Genomic DNA, 25,870 nt, shown 5'->3' with positions numbered 1-25,870 from the left:
CGTTTCTTAATTAAGACAAAGGAGGCGGCTTCATTGCTTACGACCCCTGATGATTATGTTAACCAATTATACCCTGAAGATGAAGAGCTTCAGTTCGTGATAGAGGCCATCCGCGAGCATGGGATGCCGGAGGTGTCGGTGGCACCGGCATATGGCCGATTGCTGACCATGCTGGTACAGACTGCCGGCGCCAGGAATATTCTCGAAATCGGCGCCCTTGGCGGCTATAGCGGGATCTGTCTGTGCCGAGGGCTTCCTGCGGACGGCAAGCTCACCTCCCTTGAGCTTAAGGAAGAATACGCGCAGCTTGCAGGCAGGCATCTGGAGAAGGCCGGATTCAAGGATCGGGTGGAGTACCGGATCGGTCCGGCTGCGGACAGTTTGGCAGCGTTGAAGCAGGAAGGACGAACCTTCGATTTTTTCTTTATTGATGCGGATAAGGAGAACTATCCCCTATACTTGGATTATGCTTTGGAGCTAGCGAATCCGGGTGCCCTTATTGCCGGGGATAACTGTTTCTTGCGCGGCAGAACGCTGAATTCGGACAAGAACGGTCCTTCGGTTCAAGCGGTACGCCGGTTTAATGAAGTCATTGCGACGGACAAGAGGCTGGTCAGCACGCTGCTGCCTGCTTATGACGGGATGATCCTTGCACGCGTTAAGTGATCTTACCGATAATAAACAAGGGGCTGTCCTCGGGTCGATGCAGACCACGGGACAGCCCCTCGTTGTTTGGATTGGGAGACAAACTAGCTGTAGATGACAGACTCCAGGGGATCAACGATATTTGGGCGAAGGCTTTTGCGAGAACAGCTTTCTTCTCACCCACATCATATTGATGATCAACAGACAGCCGGAAGTAATAAACAATCCTTCGATGCCGATGAAGCCGGATAAGAATCCGCCGATCACCGCCCCCAGCATGTTGCCAAGCGCTAGCGAGCTTGTATTGAAGCCGAAGGAGCGGCTTTCCATGCCGTCCGGCGTGTAAGAGCGAATCAGCGCGTTGACGCTTGGCAGCAGCCCGCCCATGAAGACGCCCATCATGAACCGTACGATAATCAACTGCCATACCGATTGAACAAAAGCTTGCGGGATCAGCGTAAGTCCCGTACCGATCAAGGCGTAGGTCAAGATGCGGTGCGCGCCGACCTTGTCGCTGAGCTTGCCGAGAATCGGGGAAGCGATCATGTTCGACAGCCCCGTTACCGCCACAACGAACCCGGCCCATATCGCAATATCCACCGCGGTTCCATGAAGCTTCTGAACGTACAGCGGAAGCAGCGCCATGGGACTGATCATGGCGAATTGCAGCAGGAACGTGACGGCGAATAACGCCGGCAGCTGCGGAATGTGGCTCAGCTCCTTGAGCCCGGCGATAACCGAAGGCTGCGGCGCCTTGGCCGCCTGCTCGCGGTTGAAATTCTCCTTGACGAGGAACAAGGCAAGCATCGAAGCGGCAAAAATCAATCCGCCCGTGATATAGAAGATTGGCCGGAATCCGACCCAGCTTGCCATGAGTCCGCCGATCAACGGACCGAGAATCGTGCCTGCAACTTGTCCGGACTGCATGATACCCATCGCAAATCCCATTCGATTCTTGGGCGTTGTACCCGATACGAGCGATATCGCCGCAGGGTTAAATCCCGATATGGTACCGTTCAGCAGACGCAGAACCAGCAGATGCCATGGATGGGTAGCAAAGCCCATGCACGCAATGACCAGCGCCATGCCGAAGCCGGAGCGCAGCAGCATGATTTTGCGTCCGTATTTGTCTGCGACCTTTCCCCAGATCGGTTGAAAAATGAATGATGTCAGGAAGTTGGCAGCGAATATTAATCCTGCCCATAGTCCTATTTCCCGATCTCCCACGACATTCAGGTCTTGCGCCAGATATAACGTCAGGAACGGGGTGATCATGGTCATCCCGGAGTTGACCAAAAACTGTCCGAACCAAAGCACAATGAGATTGATTTTCCAATTGGTCAATGTGCCCTTCACTTCCTTTCTAAGCTGTCGAGCCCGAAATAACCGGGCGAATTGTGGAACTACCCTAAAAATGCCGTTCTTCCAGTATAACATATTTAAAAAGTGCCAAATGCTAACAATGTCATAAGATTGTCATGCGATTTTCATAGGATGTCCATGTAAGACGGTTGTTACTTACTTTTAAAAAGGGCATAATGAAATTTAGGAAACTTTATACACATTGATGGGGGCCTAATCATGACCTATAACGATCAATTCATTCGCGCTTGCCGCAAGCAGGAAGTGAACCACGTTCCTGTATGGTACATGCGTCAAGCGGGACGCTACGACCCGGAGTACCGAAAGATTAAAGAAAAGTACTCCTTACTGGAAATATGCAGTCAACCGGAGCTGGCGGCAGAGGTAACCTTGATGCCCGTACGGAAGCTTGGTGTGGACGCGGCTATTTTATATTCCGATATTATGAATCCCGTTGCCTCGATCGGGGTAGACTTCGATATTGTGAAAAATATCGGCCCGGTGATTGATAATCCGATCCGATCTGCGGCGGATGTAGAGAAACTGCGCCCGATCGATGTCGAGGGGGATCTTGGACATGTGTTGGAGACCATCCGGATCCTGGATAAGGAGCTGGAAGTGCCGCTAATCACGTTTGCGGGCGCTCCATTCACGATTGCCAGCTATCTCATCGAAGGCAGACCATCCAAAAATTATCTTCGCACGAAAGAGCTCATGTACAGTGAGCCGAAGGTATGGTTCTCGCTGATGGACAAGCTCGGGGATATGGTGATCGCTTATCTGCGCGCCCACGTCGCTAACGGCGGGAAAGCGTTTCAATTGTTTGACAGCTGGGTGGGGGCTTTGTCTCCACAGGATTTCCAAACGTATGTCCTTCCAACCATTAAGCGTATTTTTGCAGAGCTTCAGGACCTGAGTGTTCCGAAAATTTATTTTCCAGGCGTGAGCTCAGGTGAGCTGCTGCCTACGCTTACCGATCTGAGAACGGATGTCATCGGTCTCGATTGGAGAGTGTCCATTGCAGAAGGACGCCGCCGTTTAGAGCATAAGTATGCTGTTCAGGGCAATCTGGACCCGACCATACTGACCGGACCGATGCCGGTCATCCAGCAGTATGCGAAGGAGATTATCGATCAGGGGATTCAGGAGCCTGGCTTTGTGTTTAATCTAGGGCACGGTTTATTCCCGGAGGCTTCGCTGGAGAAACTTCGTGAGTTGACATCGTATATTCACGAATACTCCGCTCAGGCACTGCAGGCAGGTGCACAACGCTCTTAAATGTTGAATATTTTATTAGTCAGAGGTGAGATGGTATGAAGAACAAGATTGGCGTGTTGGTTATGTCCTACGGCACACCGGAGAGCATGGAAGGAATCGAGAGTTATTATACCCATATCCGTCGCGGGAATAAGCCGTCGGAGGAGCAGCTTAAGGAGCTTACTGACCGCTATGAGGCGATTGTGGGAGGTGTGTTTCCACTCCGGGAGAATACGGACCGACAGGTACGCACGCTGCAGGATACATTGAATGCGGATCCTCGCGCGATCGATCTTGAGTTTGTATGCTATCAGGGACTGAAGCACGCTGCCCCATACATTGAAGATGGTGTTGAGCAAATGGTGCGGGACGGCATTAAGGAAGCGGTCGGCATTGTGCTGGCTCCTCATTACTCCACGATGAGCATCGGATCCTACGTGAAGCGCGCTCAAGCCAAAGCGGATGAGTTGGGACTTCAGATCTCGTTTGTGGAAAGCTATCACAAACATCCGAAACTGATCGAGGCCTTTGCGGACCGGGTGTCCGCCAAGCTGAACCAGTTCGAGGAAGCAGGGGCTGACCGTGACAGCGTGAGAGTGCTGTTTAGTGCTCACAGCCTCCCGGAACGCATCTTGTCCATCGGAGATCCTTATCAGGATCAGCTTCTTGAGACATCCAAAGCCGTAGCCGAACAGGCAGGCGTCAAGCAGTGGCAGTTCACATGGCAAAGCGCTGGCCGGACGGCGGAGCCTTGGCTCGGTCCGGACATACTTGATACGCTGCAAACGCTGAATAAAGAAGAGCAGGTCGAGGATGTGCTGGTTGCGCCGGTCGGTTTTGTCTCGGATCATCTTGAGGTTCTGTACGATCTGGATATTGAAGCCAAAAGCATTGCCAAGGAAATGGATATGCGGCTTGAGCGCATCGACTCCTTGAACAGCGATCCGCTATACATGGAAGCGCTCAGCGATTCCGTGATCACCTTGATCGGTCTGTAAATCCGTTATTACCGGAAATTCGAATAGAATGCTTAGATATGGAACTCCCCGGTGACGGGGGGTTCTATTCTTTATAGGGAAGCTGGTATAATGGGGGGAGCGACTTATTACGCGAGCTTATCAGTGAATAAAGGAGTGACCTATGCATCTGTCACGATCAGAGAAAAGCAAGGCCGAGAAAAAGGCCCGTAAGCAGCGAACCGGTCAGGTTTGGATCATACTTAACTTATGTCTGATTTTTATGATCGCTGCTTTGCTTGTCTATCATTTTAAATTTAAGGAAGATCCTGTTCAGCAAACGGCTTATCCGCCCGGTATGCCGGAGTTTGGCATGGAAGGGGAGCAGGCGGGTAACCCGGGTTCCGGACAACCAGCTGACAGCGAGGGGACGGATTCGATGCCTCCGAGGACGACGGAGACGATGGAGACCGGCGAGCCCCCAGATTCCGATATGACCGAGCCTGAAGGCAGCGCAGCAGATGATCCTGCCGATTCCGCTCTTGCAAAGCGGGTGGTCATGCATTTTGCCGGGGATACCTTGTTCTCGGGCAAAGTGGAGGATGCGCTGAAGAATCACGGGTACGATTATCCATACAAGCATCTGGGTACTGCATTCCATGAGGATGATCTGACCGTACTTAACCTGGAAACGCCGGTTACGACCGGAGGCGTTGGCGCCGCCAATAAGAAATTTGTATTCAAGTCCTCACCGGACGTATTGCCGGCTCTGCGAGATGCCGGGGTAGAGGCCGTTAATCTGGCTAACAATCATATCCTAGATCAAGGACAAGAAGGACTTCTGGATACCTTGAAGCATTTAAAGGATCATGATATCCGTTATGTAGGCGCAGGACGGAATGAGAAGGAGGCCTTCGCGGCCCAGTATTTCGAGCTTCAGGGCATGACGGTTGCCTTGCTTGGATTCAGCCGTGTGCTTCCGGAGACGACCTGGTACGCGCTGGAGAACAGGCCGGGGGTGGCCGGGGCATATGACCATGTGCTGCCCAAGGCGGTTGAAGCGATCAACGCGGCGCGTTCCAAGGCCGATCTGGTGGTCGTGGTTGCCCATTGGGGAGAGGAGCTTCATAAAACGCCGAATGTTCACCAGATTAATCTGTCACGTGCGTTTATTGACGGTGGAGCCGACCTGATTATCGGCGGGCATCCCCATGTGCTGCAGGGATTGGAGCAGTACAAGGGCAAGTGGATTGCTTACAGTACCGGTAATTTCATATTTACCAAATCGTCGAATGAGGATACGTGGAAAACAGCCGTATTCCAGGCATCATGCAGTAAGCAAGGAGACTGTGACTTGAAGCTGACGCCTTACCGTACGGAGATCGGACAGGTCATTCCTCTCGAAGGCAAAGAAGCTAAGGCTTTGCTGAAAGAGGTGGAGAGGCGATCTGTCGGCGGCGTCAAAATAGCGCTCGATGGTAAAGTTATCGCTGGCAAGGCAGTGGAATAATTCTTTAAATCCTTACATCAAGGAGGTCCCACCATGAACAATTTATGTGTGGCTCACCGGGGGTTCTCCGGTAAAGCACCTGAAAATACGCGCGCAGCCATTCAGATGGCGATGGATGAGCCCTTCGTGCATTGGATGGAAATTGATGTGCAATTGACTCAGGACGGGGTCCCTGTCGTGATACATGACTATAGCGTGGACCGGACCACGACCGGAAAAGGCAAGGTGAAGGATCTGACCTGGCAGCAAATCCGGAGGATGGACGCCGGAGAATGGAAGGGACGCCAATTCAGGGGAGAGCAGGTTCCTTCACTGGATGAAGTCCTGCAGCTTGTCAAAGGACGATTGAAACTTAATATCGAACTTAAAACGAGCGGAGACATGTATCCCGGCCTGGAAGAAGCCGTTCTGGAGCGGATTCATGCCCACCGGATGCTGCCGGACGTGGTGCTAACTTCTTTTGAGCCGAAAGCCTTGATGAAGGCCAAGGAATTGGAACCTGACGTAAAAACCGGACTTATTATCGATGCGCATCCCCGCAATTTGCTGGCGCGTTTGAAGCAAATGAAATGTTCCTTTTTATCGATCGGCTATTCCCATCTGGATGCGGCCTTTGCTTCCGATCTGGTGAAGAACGGCATTACGCCCATGGCCTGGACGGTGGATGATGCGAAGAGTATGAGATCGCTCGCCCGAATGAATCCCGCCATCATGATCTGTACGAACCGCCCCGATACATGGGGGCAGATTTTTATCCATAAAATTGCACCCAAAGTTCCATTCTGGCGAAGAAAATGGAGGTTTTAATGTTATGTGTGCCCTAGTGAATAACGTTTATTGTGTAGGTCGTAATTATCAATTGCATGCGGCGGAGCTTGGCAATGCCGTGCCGGAAGAGCCGATGATTTTCCTTAAACCCTCGCATGCCGTCGTTCCATTGGATGGCAGCGTGCTGAAGCTGCCGATGGACCGCGGCAGTCTTCATTTTGAAGGCGAGCTAGTTATACAGCTCGCGGAGGATTACGCGCCAGGCAAGACCGTTGACGAGCTTGTAAAAACGATGGCCCTTGGCATCGACTTCACGCTGCGTGACGTACAGTCGGTCATTAAAGAGAAGGGACATCCTTGGACGGCCGCAAAAGCGTTTAAATCTTCCGCACCGCTTACGCCATCCATTGCGTTTCCCGGGACCGCGAAGCTGGCGGATATCGATTTTACCGTAAGGCAGAACGGCGAAGAAGTACAGCGCGGGAATGTGAAGGATATGATCTTCTCCCTTCAGCGTATTATCGATTACATCGGCGAGCATTATGGCCTTGGCCAAGGTGATTTAATCTTCACGGGTACGCCGGCTGGCGTAGGACCGACGGAATCCGGCGACGTGTTCGAATTGTTCTGGGGAGATGTCCGTCTGGGCCGCTGCGAAATCGGGTAAACGGATATATGCTTTAACACATGGGAGGGGTCACAGATGGATTGGCTGATCGGAGCGGCAGGTGCCCTAATCGTGGCAGGAGCCGCGTACAGGAAACGATCACTATCGGAATCCGGAGCCGCAGCCGCTATTCTGATGGGTACCATATATTACGGAGCAGGGAACGTGTTTTGGTTCGGAACCCTGCTTCTTTTTTTCATTACATCCACACTGTTATCCCGGTACGGGAAGCAGCGGAAGGCAGACCTCGAGAAATCCTATGCCAAGACAGGGCGTCGGGATGCGGGCCAGGTCTTCGCCAATGGCGGCATCGGCATGGTGCTGTGTCTGTTAAACGTATGGATTCCGTCCGATCTGTGGGTATTCCTGTTTATAGGCGTTATGGCTACGGTAACGGCGGATACCTGGGCCACGGAGTTAGGCAGCCTTAGCCGGAAGCCCCCGCGTTCCGTGCTGAACGGCAAGGTGCTGACCGCCGGGGAATCCGGCGGCGTGTCCTGGGTCGGCTCCACGGCAGCAGCGGCAGGGAGTTTACTGATTGGGGCAGGCGGATGGCTGCTTGCCGGATGGAGCGGCATGGATGCAGAGCTGTTGCCGTATGTTCTGGCAGCCCTCGCCGGCGGACTGGTTGGAGCCTTTGCCGATTCGTACCTCGGAGCGACATTACAAGTGATGTATCGCTGCCGTGTGTGCGGCAAATCGGTGGAAGTGTCGCATCATTGTGGTGAAGATACCGTGCGTACGCGCGGCGCTGCGTGGATGTCCAACGATGCAGTCAATCTGGTCAGTTCGCTTCTCGGCGGAGCGGCAGCTTATGGGATTGCCGTGCTGATTGCGTTATAATGTATCCATCTTACCGATGAAACAAACGATCAACGAAATCTATAGATGTAAGTAGGGATCATAACAATGAATATTTTGACCGTCGAACAGGTAACAAAAAGCTATGGAGACAAAATTCTGTTTCAAGATGCATCCTTCGGAATGGAGGATCAGGATAAAATCGGCATTATCGGCGTGAATGGCACGGGGAAATCCACATTTCTGCGGGTCATCGCGGGGCTCGAACCGCCCGACTCCGGTAAAATATCGATGGGCAATCGCATCCGGGTTCGTTACCTCGCGCAGAATCCGGAGTTTGATCCGGACAAAACCGTCCTGCAGCAGGTGTTTGAGGGCGATCTTCCGGAGATGAAGGCCGTGCGGGAATACACTGAAACGATGGAACTGCTGGAGCTGCATCCAAGTCATGAGGAGCTCCAGCAGAAACTGCTGAAGCTCAATCAGACGCTGGATACGCTGCAGGCATGGCAGCTTGAAAGCGATGCGAAAACCATCCTGTCCAAGCTGGGGATTCGGAATTATGAAGCGAAGATGGGGACGCTGTCGGGCGGCCAGCGTAAGCGGGTGGCATTAGCCGCCGCCTTGATTCAGCCTTCCGACTTGCTTATTTTGGACGAGCCGACCAACCACATTGACAATGAATCCGTTGCCTGGCTGGAGCAGTATTTGCAGAAGCGCCGCGGCGCGCTGCTCATGATTACGCATGACCGGTATTTTCTGGACCGGGTGGCCAATGTTATGCTGGAGCTGGATCACGGACGGCTGTTTCGATATGAGGCGAATTACAGCCGTTTTCTGGAGCTGAAGGCAGAACGCGAGGAGCGTGAAGCCGCTTCCGAGCAAAAGCGCCAAAATTTGCTGCGGAGCGAGCTTGCCTGGATCCGCAGAGGGGCCAAGGCCCGCACGACCAAGCAGAAGGCGAGGATTGAACGTTTCGAGAAACTCAAGGATCAGGAGATGGTACACAGCTCCGGTGAACTGGACGTTTCGGTCGCTTCCACCCGCTTGGGACGCAAAATTCTGGAGATTGAAGGTCTCCGGATGAAGATCGACGACAAAACGTTAATTCAGGACCTTTCCTATATCGCCGTTCCCGAGGATCGGATAGGTATCGTAGGCCCGAATGGCAGCGGCAAATCCACACTGCTCAATCTGATTGCCGGGCGGATTCAGCCGGGTGGCGGGGAAGTCGTGCTCGGACCGACGGTCAAGCTCGGTTATTTCACGCAGGAGCATCAGGAGATGGACGGCAGTCAGCGCGTGATTGAGTATATCAAGGATGAGGCCGAGGTTGTCCGCACGGCGGACGGTTCGGCGATTACCGCAGCCCAGATGCTGGAACGCTTTCTGTTCCCGCCCGCGCTGCAGTGGACGCCGATTGCGAAGCTGTCCGGAGGCGAGAAGCGCCGCTTGTATCTGCTGCGGGTGCTGATGAGCGCACCGAATGTGCTGCTGCTTGATGAACCGACCAATGATTTGGATATCCAGACATTGTCCGTCCTGGAGCAGTATTTGGATGAGTTCCCGGGCGTCTGTATCGTGGTATCCCATGATCGCTTTTTCCTGGATCGAACCGTGGACAAGATTATGGCCTTTGAGGGCGACGGTCAGATTCGTGTCCATGTGGGCTCTTACAGCGAATATGCGGAATGGATGCAGCGTCACGGCGGTGAAGCTGCCGGGAGCAAGGCGGAAGCATCCATAGCCAAATCTGCTTCGGGGAGCAGCGATGGCACGGACAGCGATTCAGCTAAAGAAGCGCCGCGTGAGCGCTTGAAATTCAGTTACAAAGAACAACGGGAGTTTGAGCAGATTGACGGGCTCATCGAGGATACCGAGAGCAAGCTCGTTTCGATTCAATCCGAGATGGAGACCGCCGGCAGCGACGCAGCCAGGCTTCAGGAGCTGATGAAGGCTCAGGAGGAAACGGAGCGTGAACTGGAGCATCTGATGGAACGCTGGACCTATCTGAACGAGCTCGCGGAGAAGATTGAACAGAGCAAGAAATCGTAAGGATTCACGCGATCCATAAATAAAGGGGCGTCCCCAGGCATAATGCCTTGGCGGGACGCCCCTTTGTTAGTATAAGGCCAGCGTGGCTGAACCATTTTGATCATACAGCAACAACATCTTCTAAAGAGAGGATGGTTTTTTGTGAAAGAACGCGAACAGACGTTGTTTATAAAATGATCAACTGACGTAGGCCGCCAGCAGCTTTACGGTGTTAAGAACGGCTTGTTTATGCGTTCTTTCCATTGCATGGGATGCATGGACGCCGGGACCGATCAGCGCGGCCTTGATGTTGCTGCCCGCGGAAAGCGCTGCAGAAGCGTCAGAGCCGTAATGAGGGTAGACATCCACCGCATACGCAATGCCTTCGCTTTCGGCCAACTGGATCAAACGGCTGGTCATGTTATAGTCATAGGGACCGGATGAATCCTTCGCGCAGATGGATACATCGGTTTCCTTGCAGCTCAGGTCATCGCCGATGCAGCCCATATCGACCGCAATCATCTCATTGATGTCGGCAGGAATGTAAGCCGCGCCATGTCCCACTTCTTCATAGTTCGAGATGAGAAGCTTCACATTATGTTTAGGTTTCCAGTTATCCCGCTTCATGCTTTCGAGCAAGCCGAAGAGGGTAGCGACGCTGGCTTTGTCATCCAGATGGCGCGATTTGATGTAACCGCTTGGCGTAATGACCGCACGGGCATCAAAGGAAACAAAATCTCCAACCCCGATGCCGAGTTTCTTCACATCATCGGCCGACTCCACCATTTCGTCGATCCGGACCTCCATATGGGCTTCCTGGCGCTTGAAATCGCGTGCATCGCTGTATACGTGGACAGAAGGATGCGTGGACAGGATCGTGCCCGTATATTTCTTGCCGCTGCGGGTATGGATGATGCAGTATTCATTCTCAATGCTGTTCATCATGTATCCGCCAACGGAGGTAAGACGGAGCGTGCCCTCTGATTTCACGGCACGAACCATCGCGCCAAGCGTGTCCACATGGGCGCTCAGACCAACCGTACGGCTGCCGTCTTGTCCGGGAACGGACAGAATGGCGCCGCCTTTTTCATTCCATTCGAGCGAAACATCAAGCGTTGCGGCTTCCTGTTCGATCCGCTTCATGATGTCATGGGTATATCCGGTTGGGCTCGGTGTATCGAGCAGTTCTTTTAGCAGGTTCAGCACGTAAGTTTCATTCGGTTGTATCGCCATTAATTGTTCAGCCTCCTTGGTTCAATCGAACAGCCTTCCCTATTCAGCGGGGGCGTCCTTCTGTTCTTTCTTGCTTTCCTCTTCCGCAGCTTGTACTTCAGGGGTGTATCCCGTTACTTCACGGATATGTATAAGTTGCTCGGCTAACGAACGGATCTCCTTCTGCATTTGATATTGACGGTAAATGCCGAACGTGCCGACAATGAGTCCCCCGATCAGCGAGCACCCGATAATCAGCAGAATCAGCGGTACATTGACTGTGCCGAATAATAAATTCACTGCGACCGGTTTGACATTGATGACGGCGAATACAGCCGTAATCAGGGCAAACAATAAGGCTGCGATTAGCGACCATTGAATTTTCATGGGGAACACCTCCTTCCTCCAAACAGTATAAAATCCCTTGCCTGTAAAGGGCAAGGGATTTTATTCCACTGGTCAATTGAGATACGCTCATACTGCCATAGCGGCTGTTTATTTCGTCAATTGCTCCATTTGGCTGATGATGTCTTCAAACACGCTCATCGCTTCACGAATCGGCTCCGGCGAGGACATATCCACGCCGGCCTTCTTGAGAATGTTAATGGAGTAATCACTGCCGCCGCTCTTCAGGAAGCCGAGGTAACGGTCAACGGCAGGCTGGCCTTCCTCAAGGATTTGCTTGGAGAAGCTGGTCGCAGCCGAGAAGCCGGTCGCATATTTGTAAACATAGAAGCTGTTGTAGAAATGAGGAATTCGCGCCCATTCCATTCCGATCTCCTTATCTACCTGCATGCCTTTACCGTGATATTTCACGTTCAGCTCATAATAGATGTCGGATAGATCCTGAGGAGTCAGGGATTCGCCGCCCTCCGCGCGTTCGTGCACAATCTTCTCGAACTCGGCAAACATCGTTTGACGGAATACCGTGGTCCGGAATTGATCGGCATAGTAGGTGAGCAGGTACATTTTCTGCTTCGGATCCTTGGCGTTTTTCAGCAGGTAATCCATCAGCAACGCTTCGTTCGTGGTAGATGCCACTTCAGCCAGGAAGATGGTGTACTGGGCGTCACGGTATTTCAGAGCGTTGTCGGAATAGTAAGAGTGAAGCGCATGACCCATCTCGTGTGCAAGGGTAAACATGCTGTTCAGGTTATCTTTATGGTTCAGCAGCACATATGGGTGGGTGCCGTAAGCGCCCCAGCTGTATGCGCCAGTCCGTTTGTTCTCGTTCTCATATACATCGATCCAGCCGTTGTCATATCCCGCCTGCAGGCTGCTCAGATAATCTTCGCCAAGCGGCGTCAAGCCTTCCTTGGTCATTTGCTTCGCTTCTTCGTAAGTGATATCCCACTTATACTCTTCAACGAGCGGTGCGAACAAATCGTACATGTGAAGCTCATCCACGCCCAGAAGCTTCTTGCGGAGCTCCATGTAGCGGTGGAGGAGCGGCAGGCTCTCGTGAATGGTGTCGATCAGGTTGGTATAGACTTCCTTCGGAATGTTATCGCCATAGAGCGCCATTTCCAGAACGGAAGGGTACTTGCGCACGCGGGAATAGAAAATATTTTTGTTTACATTGGCATTCAGCGTAGCCGCAATCGTGTTCTTCTGCTTGCCATAGGTTTCGTACACGGCTTTGAAAGCACGTTCGCGAACTTCGCGGTTCGGACTCTCCAGGAATTGAATATAGTTGCCGTGCGTGAGCTCGACTTCCTTGCCGTCCTCGTTTTTGATTTTCGGGAATTTCATGTCCGCATTGTTCAGCATGCCGAAAATGGTCTGCGGCGCAGAGGAGAGGTTGCCGACCTGAGCGAGCAGCGCTTCTTCGGTCTTGGACAGAACATGAGCCTTCTCCCGTTTCATTTCGGAAAGCGTAAACTTGAATTCCTTGAGGGTAGGATCTTCAATCAGTTTGTCAAGCTCCGTTTCGGACAAGGACAGAATTTCCGGCGTGATGAAGGAGAGGGCTTCTCCAGCTTCGACATTCAATTTTTTGGCTTTGGCAGATAACGCCTGATATGTAGGGTTTGCTGTATCCTCATCATGATGCATATGAGCATATACGTATAAACGTTCGGCATGATATGAGATTTCGTCCTCAAGTTCGAAGCATTCCTTAATGGAAGCCGCGTTGGTTAACTTGCCTTGATAATCGGCTGTGCGTTTCAAAAGATTCTTCAGCTCCGCATAGCTCGCATCCCATGCCTTCTGATCAGCGAATAAATCTTCAAGCTTCCATTGATGCTCTTTAGGGACATCAGCGCGTTTTAACAATTGTTCCATGGAAATCCTCCTTGAATGATAGGTATTAGTTGGAGTCCGGGTTCCTTCAGATAAGACTTCGTTGCGGGCAGTCGATAGAGCGATCAGGCTGATTGCAATCGTAATGGAGAGCACCTTGGCGCCTCTCATGGCATCATACCTCCTCGAATTGAAGCATCCGAGCGATAGTATGCCGCGTACCCGCCACTTTCATCCTATAAATTTACGAGGAACCCAGATTCAAGAAACTGTATACAATAAGGTAAAAGGCAAACAAGATGAAGGCGACGGCAATCAGGGCCATCCCCTTCCTCAGTCCCGGCGGTATCTTATCCCGGTACATGATCATGATGGCACCGAGACTGAACGCGAGAATAATGAAGATGACAATATTCGTATAATCCATTCGTTACACCTGCTTAAAAGCAGCCATCATTTCTCTCCACTCATCTTCCCGGCCTTCAAAATCTGCTTTGGGAAAACGGTTTTGAGCCCAGTGCATCAAGGCTGGACGACTCAGAAAGGTATGGGTCTCTTCACCCCACTGGTCAGAAATTTCGCGGAGAACGATGTACCGGCCCTGAACTTCAACCGTCATCATGTTCCACTTGTCTTTTTTGTATATTTCATGTTTTTTGATCATATGCATTCTCCGTTTGCTACTTAGGCTTTTGGGTAAATGATAACGCACAGGCGGGCGTAAAAGCAAATAATCTTCTGTTAAAATAGTGGCTTAAAAAAGCCCCTTAGGGCGAATTGACGGATTGCATTGTCAGAAAACATGGGATATAATATGGATATTCGCCATAGATGGCGGTATTTTTAGGAGGTTGTTCATTTGAAAGGTACAGTTAAATGGTTTAACGCAGAAAAAGGTTACGGCTTCATTTCCGTTGAAGGTGGCGAGGATGTATTCGTACACTTCTCCGCAATTCAAGAAGAAGGCTTCAAGAGTTTGGAAGAAGGTCAAGCGGTTGAGTTCGACATCACTGAAGGTAACCGTGGTCCTCAAGCAGCCAACGTAACAAAACTGTAAGTTAGCTCCCAATACGGAGATCTTATAGAATTACCAAGGCATGAAGCACAGTTCTCGGTTTAGAGAACTGTGCTTTTTTGTATTCGTATGGGTCAAGCGCTGATTCCGCCGACATTCATATCCTCCGGCTTGGCAAAAAGATGTCGGTAAAGAAAACCGAGACCGGCGATAAAGGCGAGGAGGGCTGCGAGCTGATAGAAGGCCGGTCTTCCCGCCGCTTCGAACAGCAGACCACCGAAGGCTCCGCTGAGTAGTCCTGAAACGCTTGACCAGAAGATAATGAATAGAGCCATGCCGGTCGCGCGGTACTGCCAAGGAATGATCCTTGTAATATAGCGCACGGCGGTTACATAGAACACGCCGAAGGTAATGCTGTGAAGCGATTGAACCGCAAGCACGGATAACGGGTCAGCCGCAAGGGCCATGAGCAGGAAACGGAGCGCGAACATCAGGCTTGCAAAAGTCAGCAGAGGTAGCTCCTTCATCTTGTCGCCATACTTGCTCAGCAGGAAGAAAATCGGGATCTCGCTGGCAGCCGAGACCATCAAGGACCAGCCGATGAGTCCTTCGCCCGCTCCCAGCTCGGATAAGGTAAGCGTAAGAAAGGCTTCATTCATCCGGTGGGCGATGGCAAGACAGAAGGTGCAGCCGAAGAACCACAATATTTCTTTGGAACGCAATATTTTGAGAAGGGCTGCCAGCTCGACAGGCTCCGACTTGGCAGCAACTCCGTCGCGGAGAAGAAACGAGCAGAGCAGCGTGAACACGCCGATGCCGATGCCGATAGCCAATGTGGCCGACGCACCCGCGGCACTGATGGCATATCCGATGGCAAGCGCGAAGAATGCGTAGCCGAGTGAGCCGAATACGCGAATAACGGTAAAGCTGCGTCCGTACCTCTGTGCCGTTTGGATGGCCATCGTATCCGCCAGCGGATAGACCGGATAGTAGAAAAAATAAAATAAACTGATCGTGATCAATACTACGCCGAAGCTTGCAACCTGCCATAAAACAAGCATCGTGACAAGCTGTCCGATAATGAGAATGTTCATGATGCGTTTGATGGTCCGGTATTTGTCACTGGTGTAACTCCAAATCATATTGGAGAACATGGATATAAGCGGGCCGATGGCATACAGATAACCGATCTGCGCGCTGCTGAAGCCGATTTCTTTGAAATATAGCGGAAAATAGGAAATGACAAGGGCTGTCGTGCCAAATATCGTAAACATAAAGGCGCGCAGCCAGTTCTGATCCGGTCTGGGCGTAGCAGGAAGTTTCATGCTGGGGATCTCCGTTCTTTTCACGAACCCGGCGTAGATAACGTTATTCGTGAGGTTCATGGTCTGTTATTCAGCTCCGACTAGTATATAACATATCGCAGAATGGAGATAGATGGATTATAAGATGCGTTTACTGACATGGGTCGTCAATGATTTGTGTTATTTGTGCAAAATGAACGATCATATTATAATAGGTTTGATTTGGATAGGTATAAAAAGACAACCATGTGGAGGCAGAGTTCATTGAATAATCAAGAGCTAAGCCGTAAGGTTCCGCGCAGTCCGGTCGGGCTGATGAGCCGGGTGTACAAATTCATACTCCCGGAAGTGCGGATCGAATTGGAGAAGTGGCGCCGGGAGGCTGAGCAAATTCCGGATGAGGAGCTACGAAAGCAGGCACTGGCCAGTATAGATACCAAAAGATTTCACTGCCAGGGCGGCGCGGTGTATGCCGCAGCCAATCTGCCGGAGAAGCATATTCTCATTCCATTGATTGTAGCTTACCAGACAATTAGCGATTATCTCGATAATTTATGTGACCGTAGTACTTCGCTGGACCCAGCGGATTTCAGACAGCTCCATCAGTCGATGCTGGATGCCGTTTCGCCTGAGACTGAGCCGGCCGATTATTACGCCCTCCGGACCGAAAGGGAGGATGGAGGTTACCTATTCCGTCTTGTGCAGAAATGCCGGGATTGTATCGGTCAATTATCAGGATATGAAGCGGCAAAGCCCTACATAAGGGATTTGGCTGGGCTGTATACCGATTTGCAGGTATACAAGCACATCCATCCGGATAAGAGGGAAGCGGCATTGCTTGAATGGTGGTCCCAGCATGCCCACCGGACACCGCATCTGCGGTGGAACGAGTTTGCGGCAGCAACGGGATCAACCTTGGGCGTGTTCATGCTATTCTTGGCTGCAACCGATCCGTTTCTGGATGACGAGGATGCTTCGTCCATCCATGCGTCTTATTTTCCGAATGTATGCAGTCTCCACATTATGCTGGATTATCTTATTGATCAAGACGAAGACAGGCTGGGCGGCGATCTGAACTTTTGTAATTATTACGAAGATGCCGATACGATGCTGAACCGGATAGCTTCCATTGTTGAGTGGGCCCGGAAGGATGTCAGAACGATTCCCTCGACCCCTTTTCATCGTATGATCATTGAGGGGTTACTGGCGTTATATTTATCCGATCCAAAAGTCAGCGAGCAGCAACTGGTTCGCTCCGTATCCAAGCGTTTGATGAAGAAGAGTCCGATGACCCGGATTTTTTTCTACGTCAACAGCCGATGGATTCGCAAGCATAAGCATGAGTGACATTGAAGGAGGAAAAGAAACATGGCAGAGGTTAAAAAAATTGCAGTTCTTACAAGTGGTGGCGATTCCCAAGGGATGAACGCGGCGCTTCGCGCGGTTGTGCGCAGCGGTCTGTATTATGGTCTTGAAGTATATGGAATTCAGCGTGGTTACCAAGGACTTCTGGAGAACGACATCGTCAAAATGGATCTTCGCAGCGTAGGGGATATTATTCAGCGCGGAGGCACAATCCTTCGTTCCGCCCGCTGTGAAGAGTTCAAGACGGCGGAAGGACAGCAGAAGGGTGCCGACATTCTGAATCAGCACGGCATCGACGGCTTGGTCGTTATCGGAGGGGACGGCTCTTACCACGGGGCGAACAAGCTCAGCAAACTCGGAATCAAAACCATGGGCCTTCCGGGCACGATTGATAACGATATTTCCTATACGGACTATACAATCGGCTTTGACACAGCCGTGAGCGTCGTTGTAGACGCCGTTAATAAATTACGCGACACGATGTCTTCCCATGCGCGCTCGTCCGTTGTAGAGGTTATGGGACGCCACTGCGGCGACATTGCGCTCCATGCGGGCCTTGCTTCAGGCGCAGAGACCATTCTGGTGCCGGAAGTGGAGTACAACCTTGATGAAGTGGCAAACCGTTTGCGCGAGAATTTCGCAAAAGGCAAGCGTCACAGCATCATCATCGTAGCGGAAGGCGTCGGACGCGGCGAGGACATCGTATGTGATCTTAAAGAGTGCCACGCCTCGATCGACGCACGGGTAACGGTGCTCGGACATATCCAGCGTGGTGGAGCTCCAACTCCGTTTGACCGCAATCTGGCAAGCCGTCTTGGCGATTTTGCGGTTCGTAGTCTGATTGACGGCCAATCCGATAAAGGATGCGGCATCATTAAGGGCGAGCTGGTCCTCACGGATATTGACAAGGTCGTTAACACGAAGAAAGAATTTAACCGTGAGCTTTACGACCTGGCATTGCGGTTGTCTCAATAAAATCAGCACACGTCATCAAAAAGACCGTCTCTCATTGCAGAATGCATTCTGCATGGAGACGGTCTTTTTGTAGCGGTAAAGAAATCAGAAGCTTCAGCGGCTTGCCAGCCATATTTCGCAAGAAAAACTCCCGCAGAATACGGTGTCTCTTCTCTTAGAGGCTCTTCGACTGACGATAGGATGCGGATCGGGATGGAGCATGTACCTGACGTGCGAACTTGCGTTGAACTTTGACCAGACGCATAAGCATCAGGGCAGCGCCGACGGCAAGGCCCGTGATTAACCCGATCCAGTAGCCGAAGGCTTGCCAATCGGTGTAGTTGGCGAGCACATAACCTACGGGCAGACCAATCACCCAAAACGATAGAAAAGCGAGCATGAAGGCGACATTAACGTCTTTATAGCCCCGCAGCGCTCCTTGGGTCGGCGTGGCGATCGCGTCCGAGATCTGAAAGAAGATCGCAAACAGCAGAAACTGCTGGATCAGCGCCACGACGGCAGGCTCGTTGGAATATAATCCGGCAACCTGGCGGCCGGCCATAAACAGGATGACAGCCGTGATCAGCGACAGGATAACGGCTGTGTTGATGCCGAGTTTCGCGTACTTCCAGGCATCCTTCATCCGTCCCGAGCCGGCCTCGAAGCCTACAAGGATGGTCAGACTCATGCATATGCTTAATGGCAGCATATACAGTGTTGTAGCGAAATTCAGGGCCGCTTGGTGAGCGGCAATCGTTGCCGTATCAAAGCTGCTCATAAGCAGCGTCACCGCAGCGAAGACGGCGGTCTCCAGAAAGATGGAGAACCCGATCGGCACGCCGATTTTTAATAGGCTTTTCCATGCGCTCAATGAAACTCCCTGAAGCTGCCTGAAGATGCCGAATGAAGAGAACGGGTGGCTGTTATGGATGATCAAAATGGCGATGATGAGCACGGTCCAGTATGTAATCGCGGAAGCGATACCGGCGCCCACGCCCCCCATTCTTGGAAAGCCCCAGAATCCATAAATGAACAGTGCATTCAGACCTACGTTCACCGGCAGGGTAATCAGCGTGATCACCATGGAAATTTTAGTTTGCCCGAGCGCATCAATAAAACTGCGCAGTACGGTATAAGCGAACAGCGGAATGATGCCGATCGAGATGGCGGCGAGAAACTGGGAGGCAATCCGCCGAACTTCCGGCTCCAGGCTCATGGCTCCGAGAATGCTCGGTACAACGGCATACCCGATCGCAAGGACGACGATGGCAAGTAAGATGGACAGCCAGAGCGCCTGGTTCACTTGGTAAGCGATCTTTTTTTCCACTCGCCCGCCAACGAGCTGCGAAACGATGGGGGTGATCCCCATCAGAATTCCGCTAAGGCCGGTTTGGACCGGGATCCAGATGCTTGTCGCGATTGCTACGCCTGCCAGGTCGGCCGAGCTGAATTTTCCGGACATGTTGGTGTCGAAAAAAGTAATGGCCGATAAGGCTAGCTGCGTAATTAAGATGGGGATAAGAATGATTGCAAATTGCTTCAGCTTTCCCCGTGTTGTCGTGGTCGGTTGCATGTGCGATGTGCCTTTCTTATTGTAGTTTTCGGACGGTGCCCCCATATTGTAGGGTTCTGCTATGGTTGGGGACAATAACTGGCTTATTGAGCGGCGACTCAAAACTCAACCAATCGTTGAATTGGAGTGCGTCAATTTGACAGATTAAGGGGCAAGCCAGCCCTACCCATCATCATAGCATCTGCTGTCAAGAGAGTTCACCGAACTGCTTGAACGCAGAAAGGGCCGGCCATGTTGATGGCCGACCCTTTGCGAATGGATAATTGAATTATTTATGAGTGACGCCTTCCGTATACCGGTTTGAAGCATTCCAGAGTAAATATTCATCGACGTTTGTATCTTTGAGGGCGCGAATCTGCTCTTCGATTTCCTTTTTGCCGTACTTGGCATAATTACCGCTTCCGAGCCAGCTCGCGGTAAAGTCCTGAATCCATGGCCGGATGATCGGCTTCTGCTCTCCCAGCTCCTCGAGCTTCTTGTGGGTATCTTCCATGGATCCCTTGATGGTCTGGTAAGGAGCCTTGTCCGGTACAGGAGAGCCGAACCAGCCTGCCGTGTAATGGCTTGGGTATACCATCGGACTGATGATATCGACGTTTTTGGAAATTTTGACGAAGTCCTGCCCGATGCCTTCTGCTGCAGGCACCGAGGCCGCATAGCCGAAGATGTCAACGGATACGCGGATGCCAAGCGGCGCGAGTTCTTCCCGGGCATACTGCACAAAATCGGATACCACGTCCACGCGCGATTGATCCGTTTTGGTGTACTTCAGGGAATCGGCGCGTTTCTCAAAGCCCTCCGGAAAACGGACATAATCAAACTGGATTTCCTTGAACCCGAGTTTGGCAGCTTCCTTGGCGATCTCGATGTTGTAATCCCATACCTCTTTGCTGTACGGGTTAACGAAGCTGTCGCCCCCGCCATTGGTCCACACGCTGCCGTCTCCTTTACGGAAGGAAAGCTCCGGGTTTTTCTTGGCAAGAATGGTATCCTTGAACACGACAACTCGGGCGATCGGATAAATATCGTGTTTCTCCAGCCGCTTCATCAGCTGTTTGATGTCTTTGATAAAAGGCTGGGATTTACCGAGTTCCTTCAGCTTCGGATTATCGGTTTTGTACGTTATGTATCCTTCATCGTCCTTGATGTCAATGACCATGGCATTGAGTTCGGTCTTGTCCATAAGATCCACGAGCTGATTCATTCTGGAGCCGCCTGCGCTATAAGCCGTTACATAAATGCCTTTGACTTTGGGAGCGTCAATCTGCGGATCGATTTCCGTCGTGTTTGGCTTGATGCCGGATTGGCCCTGGCCTTGATTGTTCTTTTGGTGCATGCCCTGAATCACGGCGGTATTTAACGATGCCTGAAGTTTGGCGGTAAGATTGTTGTCTTGCGGACTGGAACCGCCGAAGCCCGCGGACGCCAAGATGAATAAAGCCAAGATGATATTCATAATTACTCTCTCCCTTGTGTACATTCACATCATGATTATAAAGGAACGGATGCCTTCAAAAAGAACAGGATTGTTACAATCGACAATAAATTGGAAACGGCGGGTGAGCGTACTTAGTTCATTAAACGGGTCAAGGGCGTTTTAAACGCTAAATATCGACATTTATGGCAGGTGGCCGTGAACAACGTGTGAACTTGGGGAGTGACTAGCATCGGAGTATAATACCCGAAAGAAGGCGGATAGCGTTTACATTGTAACTGGTGGAAATGACGTGCTTATAGAATTTACATTTATCCATAAAAAAATGCCGTTACTCACCGGTGAATTTTACCGGAGAATAACGGCACTTGTCGTGCGATATTCACGTGTTGCATAAAAATTAATGAAGCGGCGTTTGGTTCTGATGCTCGCAAATGCTGAACTGAATAATTTCAAGAGCGTCCTCCTGCTCCAGAATACTCAGCCCGTCCCTAAGAACGATCATGGAATTCAGTTCGTTCTGTCTAAAGAACGATAACATTTCCGGGAACCACTTCATGACGATTTGTGACAATTTTACCGTTTCCATTTCCATAAAAATCACCCTTTCCTTCCAAATTGGTTAGGCAGGACGTTCTTTTGTAAAACGGAAAAACAATTAAAATTGGGCCAAAGCGATGCCCGGGAAACAGATCTCATGAATATTGTAGGAACCGCGCACAAATATTATACCACAAATTTACCTTACCCTGACAGGTGGTAAATATTTAGTTCTTGCGGAATTGCCCCATGACAGCCGTGGTTTCCACGATATTAACAAAGGCCAGTGGATCTGTCTCTGTAATAATCTGTTTTAGCTCAGCCAGCTCATATCGCGTCGTGACGGTCATAAGCATATCCTTTTCTTTATGACTGAAGGCCCCCTCGGTTTTGATCTTGGTGATGCCGCGGGGGCGCTTAAGCAGCTTCTCCAGCAGGGCTTCCGTCTGGTTCGTTACGATAAAGACGGTAACCTTGATATGACTGACGTGGAGCATATCGACCATTTTTCCGGCAATATAGATGGAGGCCATGGAGGCAAGGGCCAGGTTCCAGTCGTTTTCCAAATAAGCAACCGCCATAATGACGATGGCGTTCAGCGTCACGAGTACACTTCCTACGGGGAAGTCCCGATATTTCGTAACGAGGGAGCCGATAATATCAAAGCCCCCGGTGGAACCGCCAACCCGAAAGGAGAGACCGGTACCGAATCCGACAAGCACGCCGCCGAACACCGAGGACAGCAGCATGTCGGTTGCAACCGGGGTGACCGGAATGAGCTCTAGGAACAGGGTAGTCACAATAACCGAGAGAACGCTGAGACCAACGAACCTTTTGCCGAGCTTGAACCAACCGGTGATAAGAATCGGGATATTGAGCACAAAATACATGACGCTGATATTAAGCGGCGTAAAGTAGCCGATAATTAGGGCCACGCCGGAAACGCCTCCGCTGAGCAGATGATGGGGAATCAGAAACAAATTAAATCCGCCGGCGATAATGATGCCGCCGAACACGATCGAGAAATAGGTCCATAGACGCTTCAACATAGGAATCACCTCCCGGTTATTATGACTTCTTTAAGCTTGCTGGTATTCCAGAAATGTTTTGTGATATAATGTATTGGATATTCTTGAGTAGTCCGTTACATTGATAACTTTGCAAGCTTATCAGGATGATTATACATTAACCAGTCATCATACTGGTGATAAGAGAAATATACCGGTTCACCTCGTGCAGAAAATCCTGCTGGCCGGGAAAGCCTATAAACGTTACCACTACTTAAGAATACAGAGAAGAAAGTGGAAGTCCACAGATAGAAGGAGTATGAACCTATTGAAAAATTTCGCAGATTTTGGCTTGGAGCCGCGCGTGCTGCAAGCAATTACTGAACTTGGCTTTGAGGAAGCCACACCGATCCAATCCCAATCCATTCCGATTGCTCTTACCGGCAAGGATATGATTGGACAAGCACAGACGGGTACTGGTAAGACAGCAGCATTCGGCCTTCCTCTTATCCACAAAATCGCCAAGGAAGAGGAGCGTATCGTCGCTCTGATTATGACACCGACCCGTGAACTTGCCATCCAGGTTGCTGAAGAAATCGGTAAACTGTCCCGTTTTAAAGGAATCCGTTCCTTGGCTATTTATGGTGGACAGGATATCGGGCGTCAGATCCGCGCTTTGAAAAAGAAGCCTCAGATTATTATCGGCACACCAGGTCGTCTACTTGACCACATCAACAGAAAAACCATCCGACTTGACGATGTCCAAACCGTTGTATTGGATGAAGCGGATGAAATGCTGGACATGGGCTTCATGGAAGACATCCAGTCGATCCTGAAGCTTGTTCCTGAAGAACGTCAAACCTTGCTGTTCTCCGCAACTATGCCGGCTAACATTCAGAAGCTGGCATCCCAGTTCCTTAAGGAACCTGAGCATGTATCCGTTATTCCTAAGCACGTTAGTGCACCTCTGATCGATCAAGCATATATCGAAGTTCCTGAACGTCAAAAATTCGAAGCATTGAGCCGCCTTCTGGATATGGAGTCACCTGAGCTAGCGATCGTCTTTGGACGTACCAAGCGCCGGGTTGACGAATTGGCAGAAGCATTGCAAAAACGCGGGTACTCGGCAGATGGTCTTCATGGCGACTTGTCCCAGCACCAACGCGATACCGTTATGCGTAAATTCCGTGACGGAAGCATCGATGTCCTCGTGGCAACCGATGTGGCAGCACGCGGTCTCGACGTATCCGGCGTTACCCATGTTGTAAACTTTGACTTGCCGCAAGATCCGGAAAGTTATGTACACCGTATCGGACGTACAGGCCGTGCGGGTAAGGAAGGTACGGCTTGGTCCTTCGTGACACCGCGTGAAATGGATCATCTGTATTTCATCGAGCGTGTGACTCGTCACCGTATTCCACGCAAGCCGTTGCCAACGATTGCCGAAGCGATTGAAGGCAAACAGCGTATCATCGCTGAGCGAGTGCTTGAAATCATTGACCAGGGTGAATTGACCGAATACAAAGGTCTTGCGATTCAATTGCTGGAGCAGTACGATTCCGTACAGCTGCTGGCAGCTGCAATGAAAATCCTGACAGGCGACAAGAAGGAAGCATCCGATATTCATCTGACGCCTGAAGATCCGATCCGTGCTAAACGCCGGAAGCCGGACATCCGCAATGGTCGCAAGCCAAGCGGTGGCTATGGCGGCCGCAGCAGCGGCGGCGGATATCGCCGTGATGGCGGTAGCGGCAGCGGTGGTGGTGGTAACCGTGGCGGCTACTCCAAAGGCGGATACAACCGTGATGGTGGCGGCAGCAGTTATGGCAACCGCGAGGGCGGTGGCTACAACCGTGACCGCAACAATAGCGGTGACCGTAAACCTCGTTCCTACAGCGGCGGCGAGCGTCGTCCTAACCGGGGCGGAGACGAATAATATATACGCGTAATTTCTTTTGATTGAAGAAGCCAAATATAAAAGACGAAGCAGCTGCCCACGCCAGGTGGAGCCGCGCTTCGTCTTTTATTCATGTTTAAAGAAGATGCACCCAGGGTGCATCCCCTTTAAACTCGCAGTTTTAGAGCAATACCAGCTGATCTGTTTCACTCAATGATTCAAAGAGACATTAGATGTAGAATGTGCTGAGAATAATGACAAGGAGAATGAACAGAACCAGCACAATACCAACATTATTTCCGTAGCCGTAACCGCCGCCTTCACAAGACATATATAATCCCTCCTCTTTAAATTTGGAAAATCAAGCTTGTTGAACGGATTACGTGATATCGTATGGAGAAACAGGGGCGCTGGTTTGGATAAACGCCCAGTATCGTATAAATTAGGCTCTGGCAATGCATGTACAAAATAAGGTATATTAATAGATACATGCATGATTTGAGTGAGGAGGAAACGGATTTGGAAATGAAAGGAGCCATGGGTGGCTTATACAAGCTCACCGAGTGGATTACCCGTATTGCTTTTTCGAACATTTTGTGGGTTATTTGTACATCGCCTTTCCTGTTTATCGTTCTAACCAAATTCCTGATGGCCGTTCAGACACCGGATGCGCATAATGAGCAGCTGCTGTCGAACTGGGTTCTGGGGATATTATCACCGTTTGTTTTGTTTCCGGCTACGGCGGCTTTATTTACCGTTGTACGCAAATGGGTAATGGGCAATCCGGACGTGTCCGTATTTAAAACGTTCTTCAAGGGTTATAAGGAAAATTACAAGCAGAGCATGATCGGCGGCATTTTTTATACGCTGCTGTTCGTGATTATGTACGTGGATTACACGGTTTATATGACGCAGCTAGATGGTTTCCAGCTTGTCGGCATTGTGATGCTCGTGCTGCTTATCGTGCTGTTTGTCTCCCTGTTTAATTTCTTCTCCATGACCGTTCATTATGAAATGAAAACGACGCAGCTGTTGAAAAATGCGGTGCTGCTGACATTGATTCGTCCGTTCCGCGTATTTTCGACTTTGATCGGAAGCGCTGTCTTGGCGTATATCGGCACGCAGATGCCGGTGCTGTTCGTGTTCTTCCTGTTCTGCCTGATGGCATTGTTCGCATTCTTTAATTTCTATGCCACCTTCACCAAAATGCAGGAACAGCAGGAGAAGATGAAGAAAGCGGAGGAAGAGGAGTCCGAAACCGAACAAGCTCTTCTGGAAAGCATGGAATCTGCCAAAAAGGGAGAGAACAGATCGAAACCTTAGT

The 25,870-nt window shown here is 50.9% G+C and carries 25 protein-coding genes; 13 read left to right on the top strand and 12 right to left on the bottom strand.

Going from position 1 to position 25,870, the window contains the following annotated elements; genetic code table 11:
• The first annotated feature begins 33 nt into the window (after nt 1-33).
• On the top strand, nt 34-666 hold the full coding sequence (locus tag M4D81_RS11030) for an O-methyltransferase (protein WP_260066235.1): 633 nt from the start codon (nt 34-36) through the stop codon (nt 664-666).
• Nucleotides 667-777: 111 nt separating this feature from the next.
• Here the strand turns inward: M4D81_RS11030 and M4D81_RS11025 are convergent, their stop codons facing one another.
• Entirely contained in the window at nt 778-1,989 is a 1,212-nt protein-coding gene (locus M4D81_RS11025) for an MFS transporter (RefSeq protein ID WP_098748046.1), read from the bottom strand.
• Between the two features lie 237 nt (nt 1,990-2,226).
• Here M4D81_RS11025 and hemE point away from each other — a divergent pair, with 237 nt between their 5' ends.
• The 7 genes from hemE to taeA all read left to right on the top strand — a co-directional run bounded on the left by hemE (nt 2,227) and on the right by taeA (nt 10,021).
• Nucleotides 2,227-3,285 carry a uroporphyrinogen decarboxylase gene (gene hemE / locus M4D81_RS11020; protein WP_071223124.1) on the top strand — a complete coding sequence of 353 codons (1,059 nt, stop codon included), beginning with the start codon at nt 2,227-2,229 and terminating at the stop codon, nt 3,283-3,285.
• A 35-nt stretch (nt 3,286-3,320) separates the two neighbouring features.
• Entirely contained in the window at nt 3,321-4,262 is a 942-nt protein-coding gene (gene hemH, locus M4D81_RS11015) for a ferrochelatase (RefSeq protein WP_260066231.1), read from the top strand.
• A 142-nt stretch (nt 4,263-4,404) separates the two neighbouring features.
• A complete protein-coding gene (locus tag M4D81_RS11010; RefSeq protein ID WP_260066229.1) occupies nt 4,405-5,730 on the top strand; it encodes a CapA family protein in 1,326 nt (441 codons plus the stop codon).
• A gap of 33 nt (nt 5,731-5,763) precedes the next feature.
• On the top strand, nt 5,764-6,537 hold the full coding sequence (locus M4D81_RS11005; RefSeq protein WP_260066228.1) for a glycerophosphodiester phosphodiesterase: 774 nt from the start codon (nt 5,764-5,766) through the stop codon (nt 6,535-6,537).
• 4 nt (nt 6,538-6,541) lie between these two features.
• Nucleotides 6,542-7,165, top strand: coding sequence for a fumarylacetoacetate hydrolase family protein (locus M4D81_RS11000; RefSeq protein ID WP_260066227.1), 624 nt, complete (start codon nt 6,542-6,544; stop codon nt 7,163-7,165).
• Between the two features lie 36 nt (nt 7,166-7,201).
• The gene (locus tag M4D81_RS10995) at nt 7,202-8,008 is read left to right on the top strand and encodes a DUF92 domain-containing protein (RefSeq protein ID WP_260066225.1); all 807 of its coding nucleotides are present in this window, start codon (nt 7,202-7,204) and stop codon (nt 8,006-8,008) included.
• 66 nt (nt 8,009-8,074) lie between these two features.
• A complete protein-coding gene (gene taeA / locus M4D81_RS10990) occupies nt 8,075-10,021 on the top strand; it encodes an ABC-F type ribosomal protection protein TaeA (protein WP_260066223.1) in 1,947 nt (648 codons plus the stop codon).
• A gap of 177 nt (nt 10,022-10,198) precedes the next feature.
• On the opposite strand, the gene M4D81_RS10985 is transcribed toward taeA, so the two are convergent.
• The 5 genes from M4D81_RS10985 to M4D81_RS10965 all read right to left on the bottom strand — a co-directional run bounded on the left by M4D81_RS10985 (nt 10,199) and on the right by M4D81_RS10965 (nt 14,120).
• Entirely contained in the window at nt 10,199-11,233 is a 1,035-nt protein-coding gene (locus M4D81_RS10985) for a M42 family metallopeptidase (protein WP_260066221.1), read from the bottom strand.
• A 39-nt stretch (nt 11,234-11,272) separates the two neighbouring features.
• On the bottom strand, nt 11,273-11,599 hold the full coding sequence (locus M4D81_RS10980) for a LapA family protein (protein ID WP_071223116.1): 327 nt from the start codon (nt 11,597-11,599) through the stop codon (nt 11,273-11,275).
• A gap of 108 nt (nt 11,600-11,707) precedes the next feature.
• Nucleotides 11,708-13,498, bottom strand: coding sequence for an oligoendopeptidase F (gene pepF / locus M4D81_RS10975; RefSeq protein WP_071223371.1), 1,791 nt, complete (start codon nt 13,496-13,498; stop codon nt 11,708-11,710).
• A gap of 202 nt (nt 13,499-13,700) precedes the next feature.
• The gene (locus tag M4D81_RS10970) at nt 13,701-13,883 is read right to left on the bottom strand and encodes a hypothetical protein (protein WP_071223115.1); all 183 of its coding nucleotides are present in this window, start codon (nt 13,881-13,883) and stop codon (nt 13,701-13,703) included.
• Between the two features lie 3 nt (nt 13,884-13,886).
• The gene (locus tag M4D81_RS10965) at nt 13,887-14,120 is read right to left on the bottom strand and encodes a hypothetical protein (RefSeq protein WP_071223114.1); all 234 of its coding nucleotides are present in this window, start codon (nt 14,118-14,120) and stop codon (nt 13,887-13,889) included.
• 195 nt (nt 14,121-14,315) lie between these two features.
• Between M4D81_RS10965 and M4D81_RS10960 the strand changes: the two genes are divergently transcribed.
• A complete protein-coding gene (locus M4D81_RS10960; protein ID WP_006211711.1) occupies nt 14,316-14,513 on the top strand; it encodes a cold shock domain-containing protein in 198 nt (65 codons plus the stop codon).
• A gap of 92 nt (nt 14,514-14,605) precedes the next feature.
• Here M4D81_RS10960 and M4D81_RS10955 read toward each other — a convergent pair whose 3' ends face one another.
• Nucleotides 14,606-15,796: an MFS transporter gene (locus M4D81_RS10955; RefSeq protein WP_260066218.1), complete on the bottom strand. Its 1,191-nt coding sequence runs from the start codon at nt 15,794-15,796 to the stop codon at nt 14,606-14,608.
• 243 nt (nt 15,797-16,039) lie between these two features.
• Here M4D81_RS10955 and M4D81_RS10950 point away from each other — a divergent pair, with 243 nt between their 5' ends.
• Together M4D81_RS10950 and pfkA are read left to right on the top strand one after the other, a co-directional pair.
• The gene (locus M4D81_RS10950; protein ID WP_260066216.1) at nt 16,040-17,122 is read left to right on the top strand and encodes a tetraprenyl-beta-curcumene synthase family protein; all 1,083 of its coding nucleotides are present in this window, start codon (nt 16,040-16,042) and stop codon (nt 17,120-17,122) included.
• Nucleotides 17,123-17,143: 21 nt separating this feature from the next.
• Complete coding sequence (pfkA, locus tag M4D81_RS10945; RefSeq protein WP_071223112.1) at nt 17,144-18,115, top strand: 6-phosphofructokinase; 972 nt, start codon at nt 17,144-17,146, stop codon at nt 18,113-18,115.
• Between the two features lie 154 nt (nt 18,116-18,269).
• Here the strand turns inward: pfkA and M4D81_RS10940 are convergent, their stop codons facing one another.
• From M4D81_RS10940 to M4D81_RS10925, 4 genes are all read right to left on the bottom strand, one after another.
• Nucleotides 18,270-19,667, bottom strand: coding sequence for an MATE family efflux transporter (locus tag M4D81_RS10940; RefSeq protein ID WP_260066214.1), 1,398 nt, complete (start codon nt 19,665-19,667; stop codon nt 18,270-18,272).
• A 268-nt stretch (nt 19,668-19,935) separates the two neighbouring features.
• On the bottom strand, nt 19,936-21,123 hold the full coding sequence (locus M4D81_RS10935; protein ID WP_216530202.1) for a putative glycoside hydrolase: 1,188 nt from the start codon (nt 21,121-21,123) through the stop codon (nt 19,936-19,938).
• 379 nt (nt 21,124-21,502) lie between these two features.
• Nucleotides 21,503-21,697, bottom strand: coding sequence for a hypothetical protein (locus M4D81_RS10930; protein WP_071223110.1), 195 nt, complete (start codon nt 21,695-21,697; stop codon nt 21,503-21,505).
• 172 nt (nt 21,698-21,869) lie between these two features.
• Entirely contained in the window at nt 21,870-22,691 is an 822-nt protein-coding gene (locus M4D81_RS10925; protein ID WP_071223109.1) for a YitT family protein, read from the bottom strand.
• Between the two features lie 286 nt (nt 22,692-22,977).
• On the opposite strand from M4D81_RS10925, the gene cshA reads away from it, so the two are divergent.
• Complete coding sequence (cshA, locus tag M4D81_RS10920; protein ID WP_260066209.1) at nt 22,978-24,585, top strand: degradosome RNA helicase CshA; 1,608 nt, start codon at nt 22,978-22,980, stop codon at nt 24,583-24,585.
• 190 nt (nt 24,586-24,775) lie between these two features.
• On the opposite strand, the gene M4D81_RS10915 is transcribed toward cshA, so the two are convergent.
• Nucleotides 24,776-24,877, bottom strand: coding sequence for a hypothetical protein (locus tag M4D81_RS10915; RefSeq protein ID WP_015736696.1), 102 nt, complete (start codon nt 24,875-24,877; stop codon nt 24,776-24,778).
• A 188-nt stretch (nt 24,878-25,065) separates the two neighbouring features.
• Here M4D81_RS10915 and M4D81_RS10910 point away from each other — a divergent pair, with 188 nt between their 5' ends.
• The gene (locus tag M4D81_RS10910) at nt 25,066-25,869 is read left to right on the top strand and encodes a YesL family protein (protein WP_071223107.1); all 804 of its coding nucleotides are present in this window, start codon (nt 25,066-25,068) and stop codon (nt 25,867-25,869) included.
• The last annotated feature ends 1 nt before the right edge of the window (nt 25,870 follow it).

The sequence above is a fragment of the Paenibacillus sp. p3-SID867 genome, assembly GCF_025142895.1.
Classification (GTDB): Bacteria; Bacillota; Bacilli; order Paenibacillales; family Paenibacillaceae; genus Paenibacillus_AQ.
The sequence above is the reverse complement of the archived record's forward strand: the minus strand, read 5'-3'. Positions and strand labels throughout refer to the sequence as shown.

Coding starts and splice junctions, on each gene's coding strand:
- M4D81_RS10940 (WP_260066214.1), bottom strand. CDS start 19,667: ATGCAACCGACCACGACAACACGGGGAAAGCTGAAGCAATTTGCAATC.
- M4D81_RS10985 (WP_260066221.1), bottom strand. CDS start 11,233: ATGGCGATACAACCGAATGAAACTTACGTGCTGAACCTGCTAAAAGAA.
- M4D81_RS10935 (WP_216530202.1), bottom strand. CDS start 21,123: ATGAATATCATCTTGGCTTTATTCATCTTGGCGTCCGCGGGCTTCGGC.
- hemE (WP_071223124.1), top strand. CDS start 2,227: ATGACCTATAACGATCAATTCATTCGCGCTTGCCGCAAGCAGGAAGTG.
- M4D81_RS10930 (WP_071223110.1), bottom strand. CDS start 21,697: ATGGAAATGGAAACGGTAAAATTGTCACAAATCGTCATGAAGTGGTTC.
- M4D81_RS10915 (WP_015736696.1), bottom strand. CDS start 24,877: ATGTCTTGTGAAGGCGGCGGTTACGGCTACGGAAATAATGTTGGTATT.
- M4D81_RS11000 (WP_260066227.1), top strand. CDS start 6,542: ATGTGTGCCCTAGTGAATAACGTTTATTGTGTAGGTCGTAATTATCAA.
- hemH (WP_260066231.1), top strand. CDS start 3,321: ATGAAGAACAAGATTGGCGTGTTGGTTATGTCCTACGGCACACCGGAG.
- M4D81_RS11010 (WP_260066229.1), top strand. CDS start 4,405: ATGCATCTGTCACGATCAGAGAAAAGCAAGGCCGAGAAAAAGGCCCGT.
- M4D81_RS10995 (WP_260066225.1), top strand. CDS start 7,202: ATGGATTGGCTGATCGGAGCGGCAGGTGCCCTAATCGTGGCAGGAGCC.
- M4D81_RS10965 (WP_071223114.1), bottom strand. CDS start 14,120: ATGATCAAAAAACATGAAATATACAAAAAAGACAAGTGGAACATGATG.
- M4D81_RS11005 (WP_260066228.1), top strand. CDS start 5,764: ATGAACAATTTATGTGTGGCTCACCGGGGGTTCTCCGGTAAAGCACCT.
- M4D81_RS10970 (WP_071223115.1), bottom strand. CDS start 13,883: ATGGATTATACGAATATTGTCATCTTCATTATTCTCGCGTTCAGTCTC.
- M4D81_RS10925 (WP_071223109.1), bottom strand. CDS start 22,691: ATGTTGAAGCGTCTATGGACCTATTTCTCGATCGTGTTCGGCGGCATC.
- pepF (WP_071223371.1), bottom strand. CDS start 13,498: ATGGAACAATTGTTAAAACGCGCTGATGTCCCTAAAGAGCATCAATGG.
- pfkA (WP_071223112.1), top strand. CDS start 17,144: ATGGCAGAGGTTAAAAAAATTGCAGTTCTTACAAGTGGTGGCGATTCC.
- taeA (WP_260066223.1), top strand. CDS start 8,075: ATGAATATTTTGACCGTCGAACAGGTAACAAAAAGCTATGGAGACAAA.
- M4D81_RS10955 (WP_260066218.1), bottom strand. CDS start 15,796: ATGAAACTTCCTGCTACGCCCAGACCGGATCAGAACTGGCTGCGCGCC.
- M4D81_RS10980 (WP_071223116.1), bottom strand. CDS start 11,599: ATGAAAATTCAATGGTCGCTAATCGCAGCCTTATTGTTTGCCCTGATT.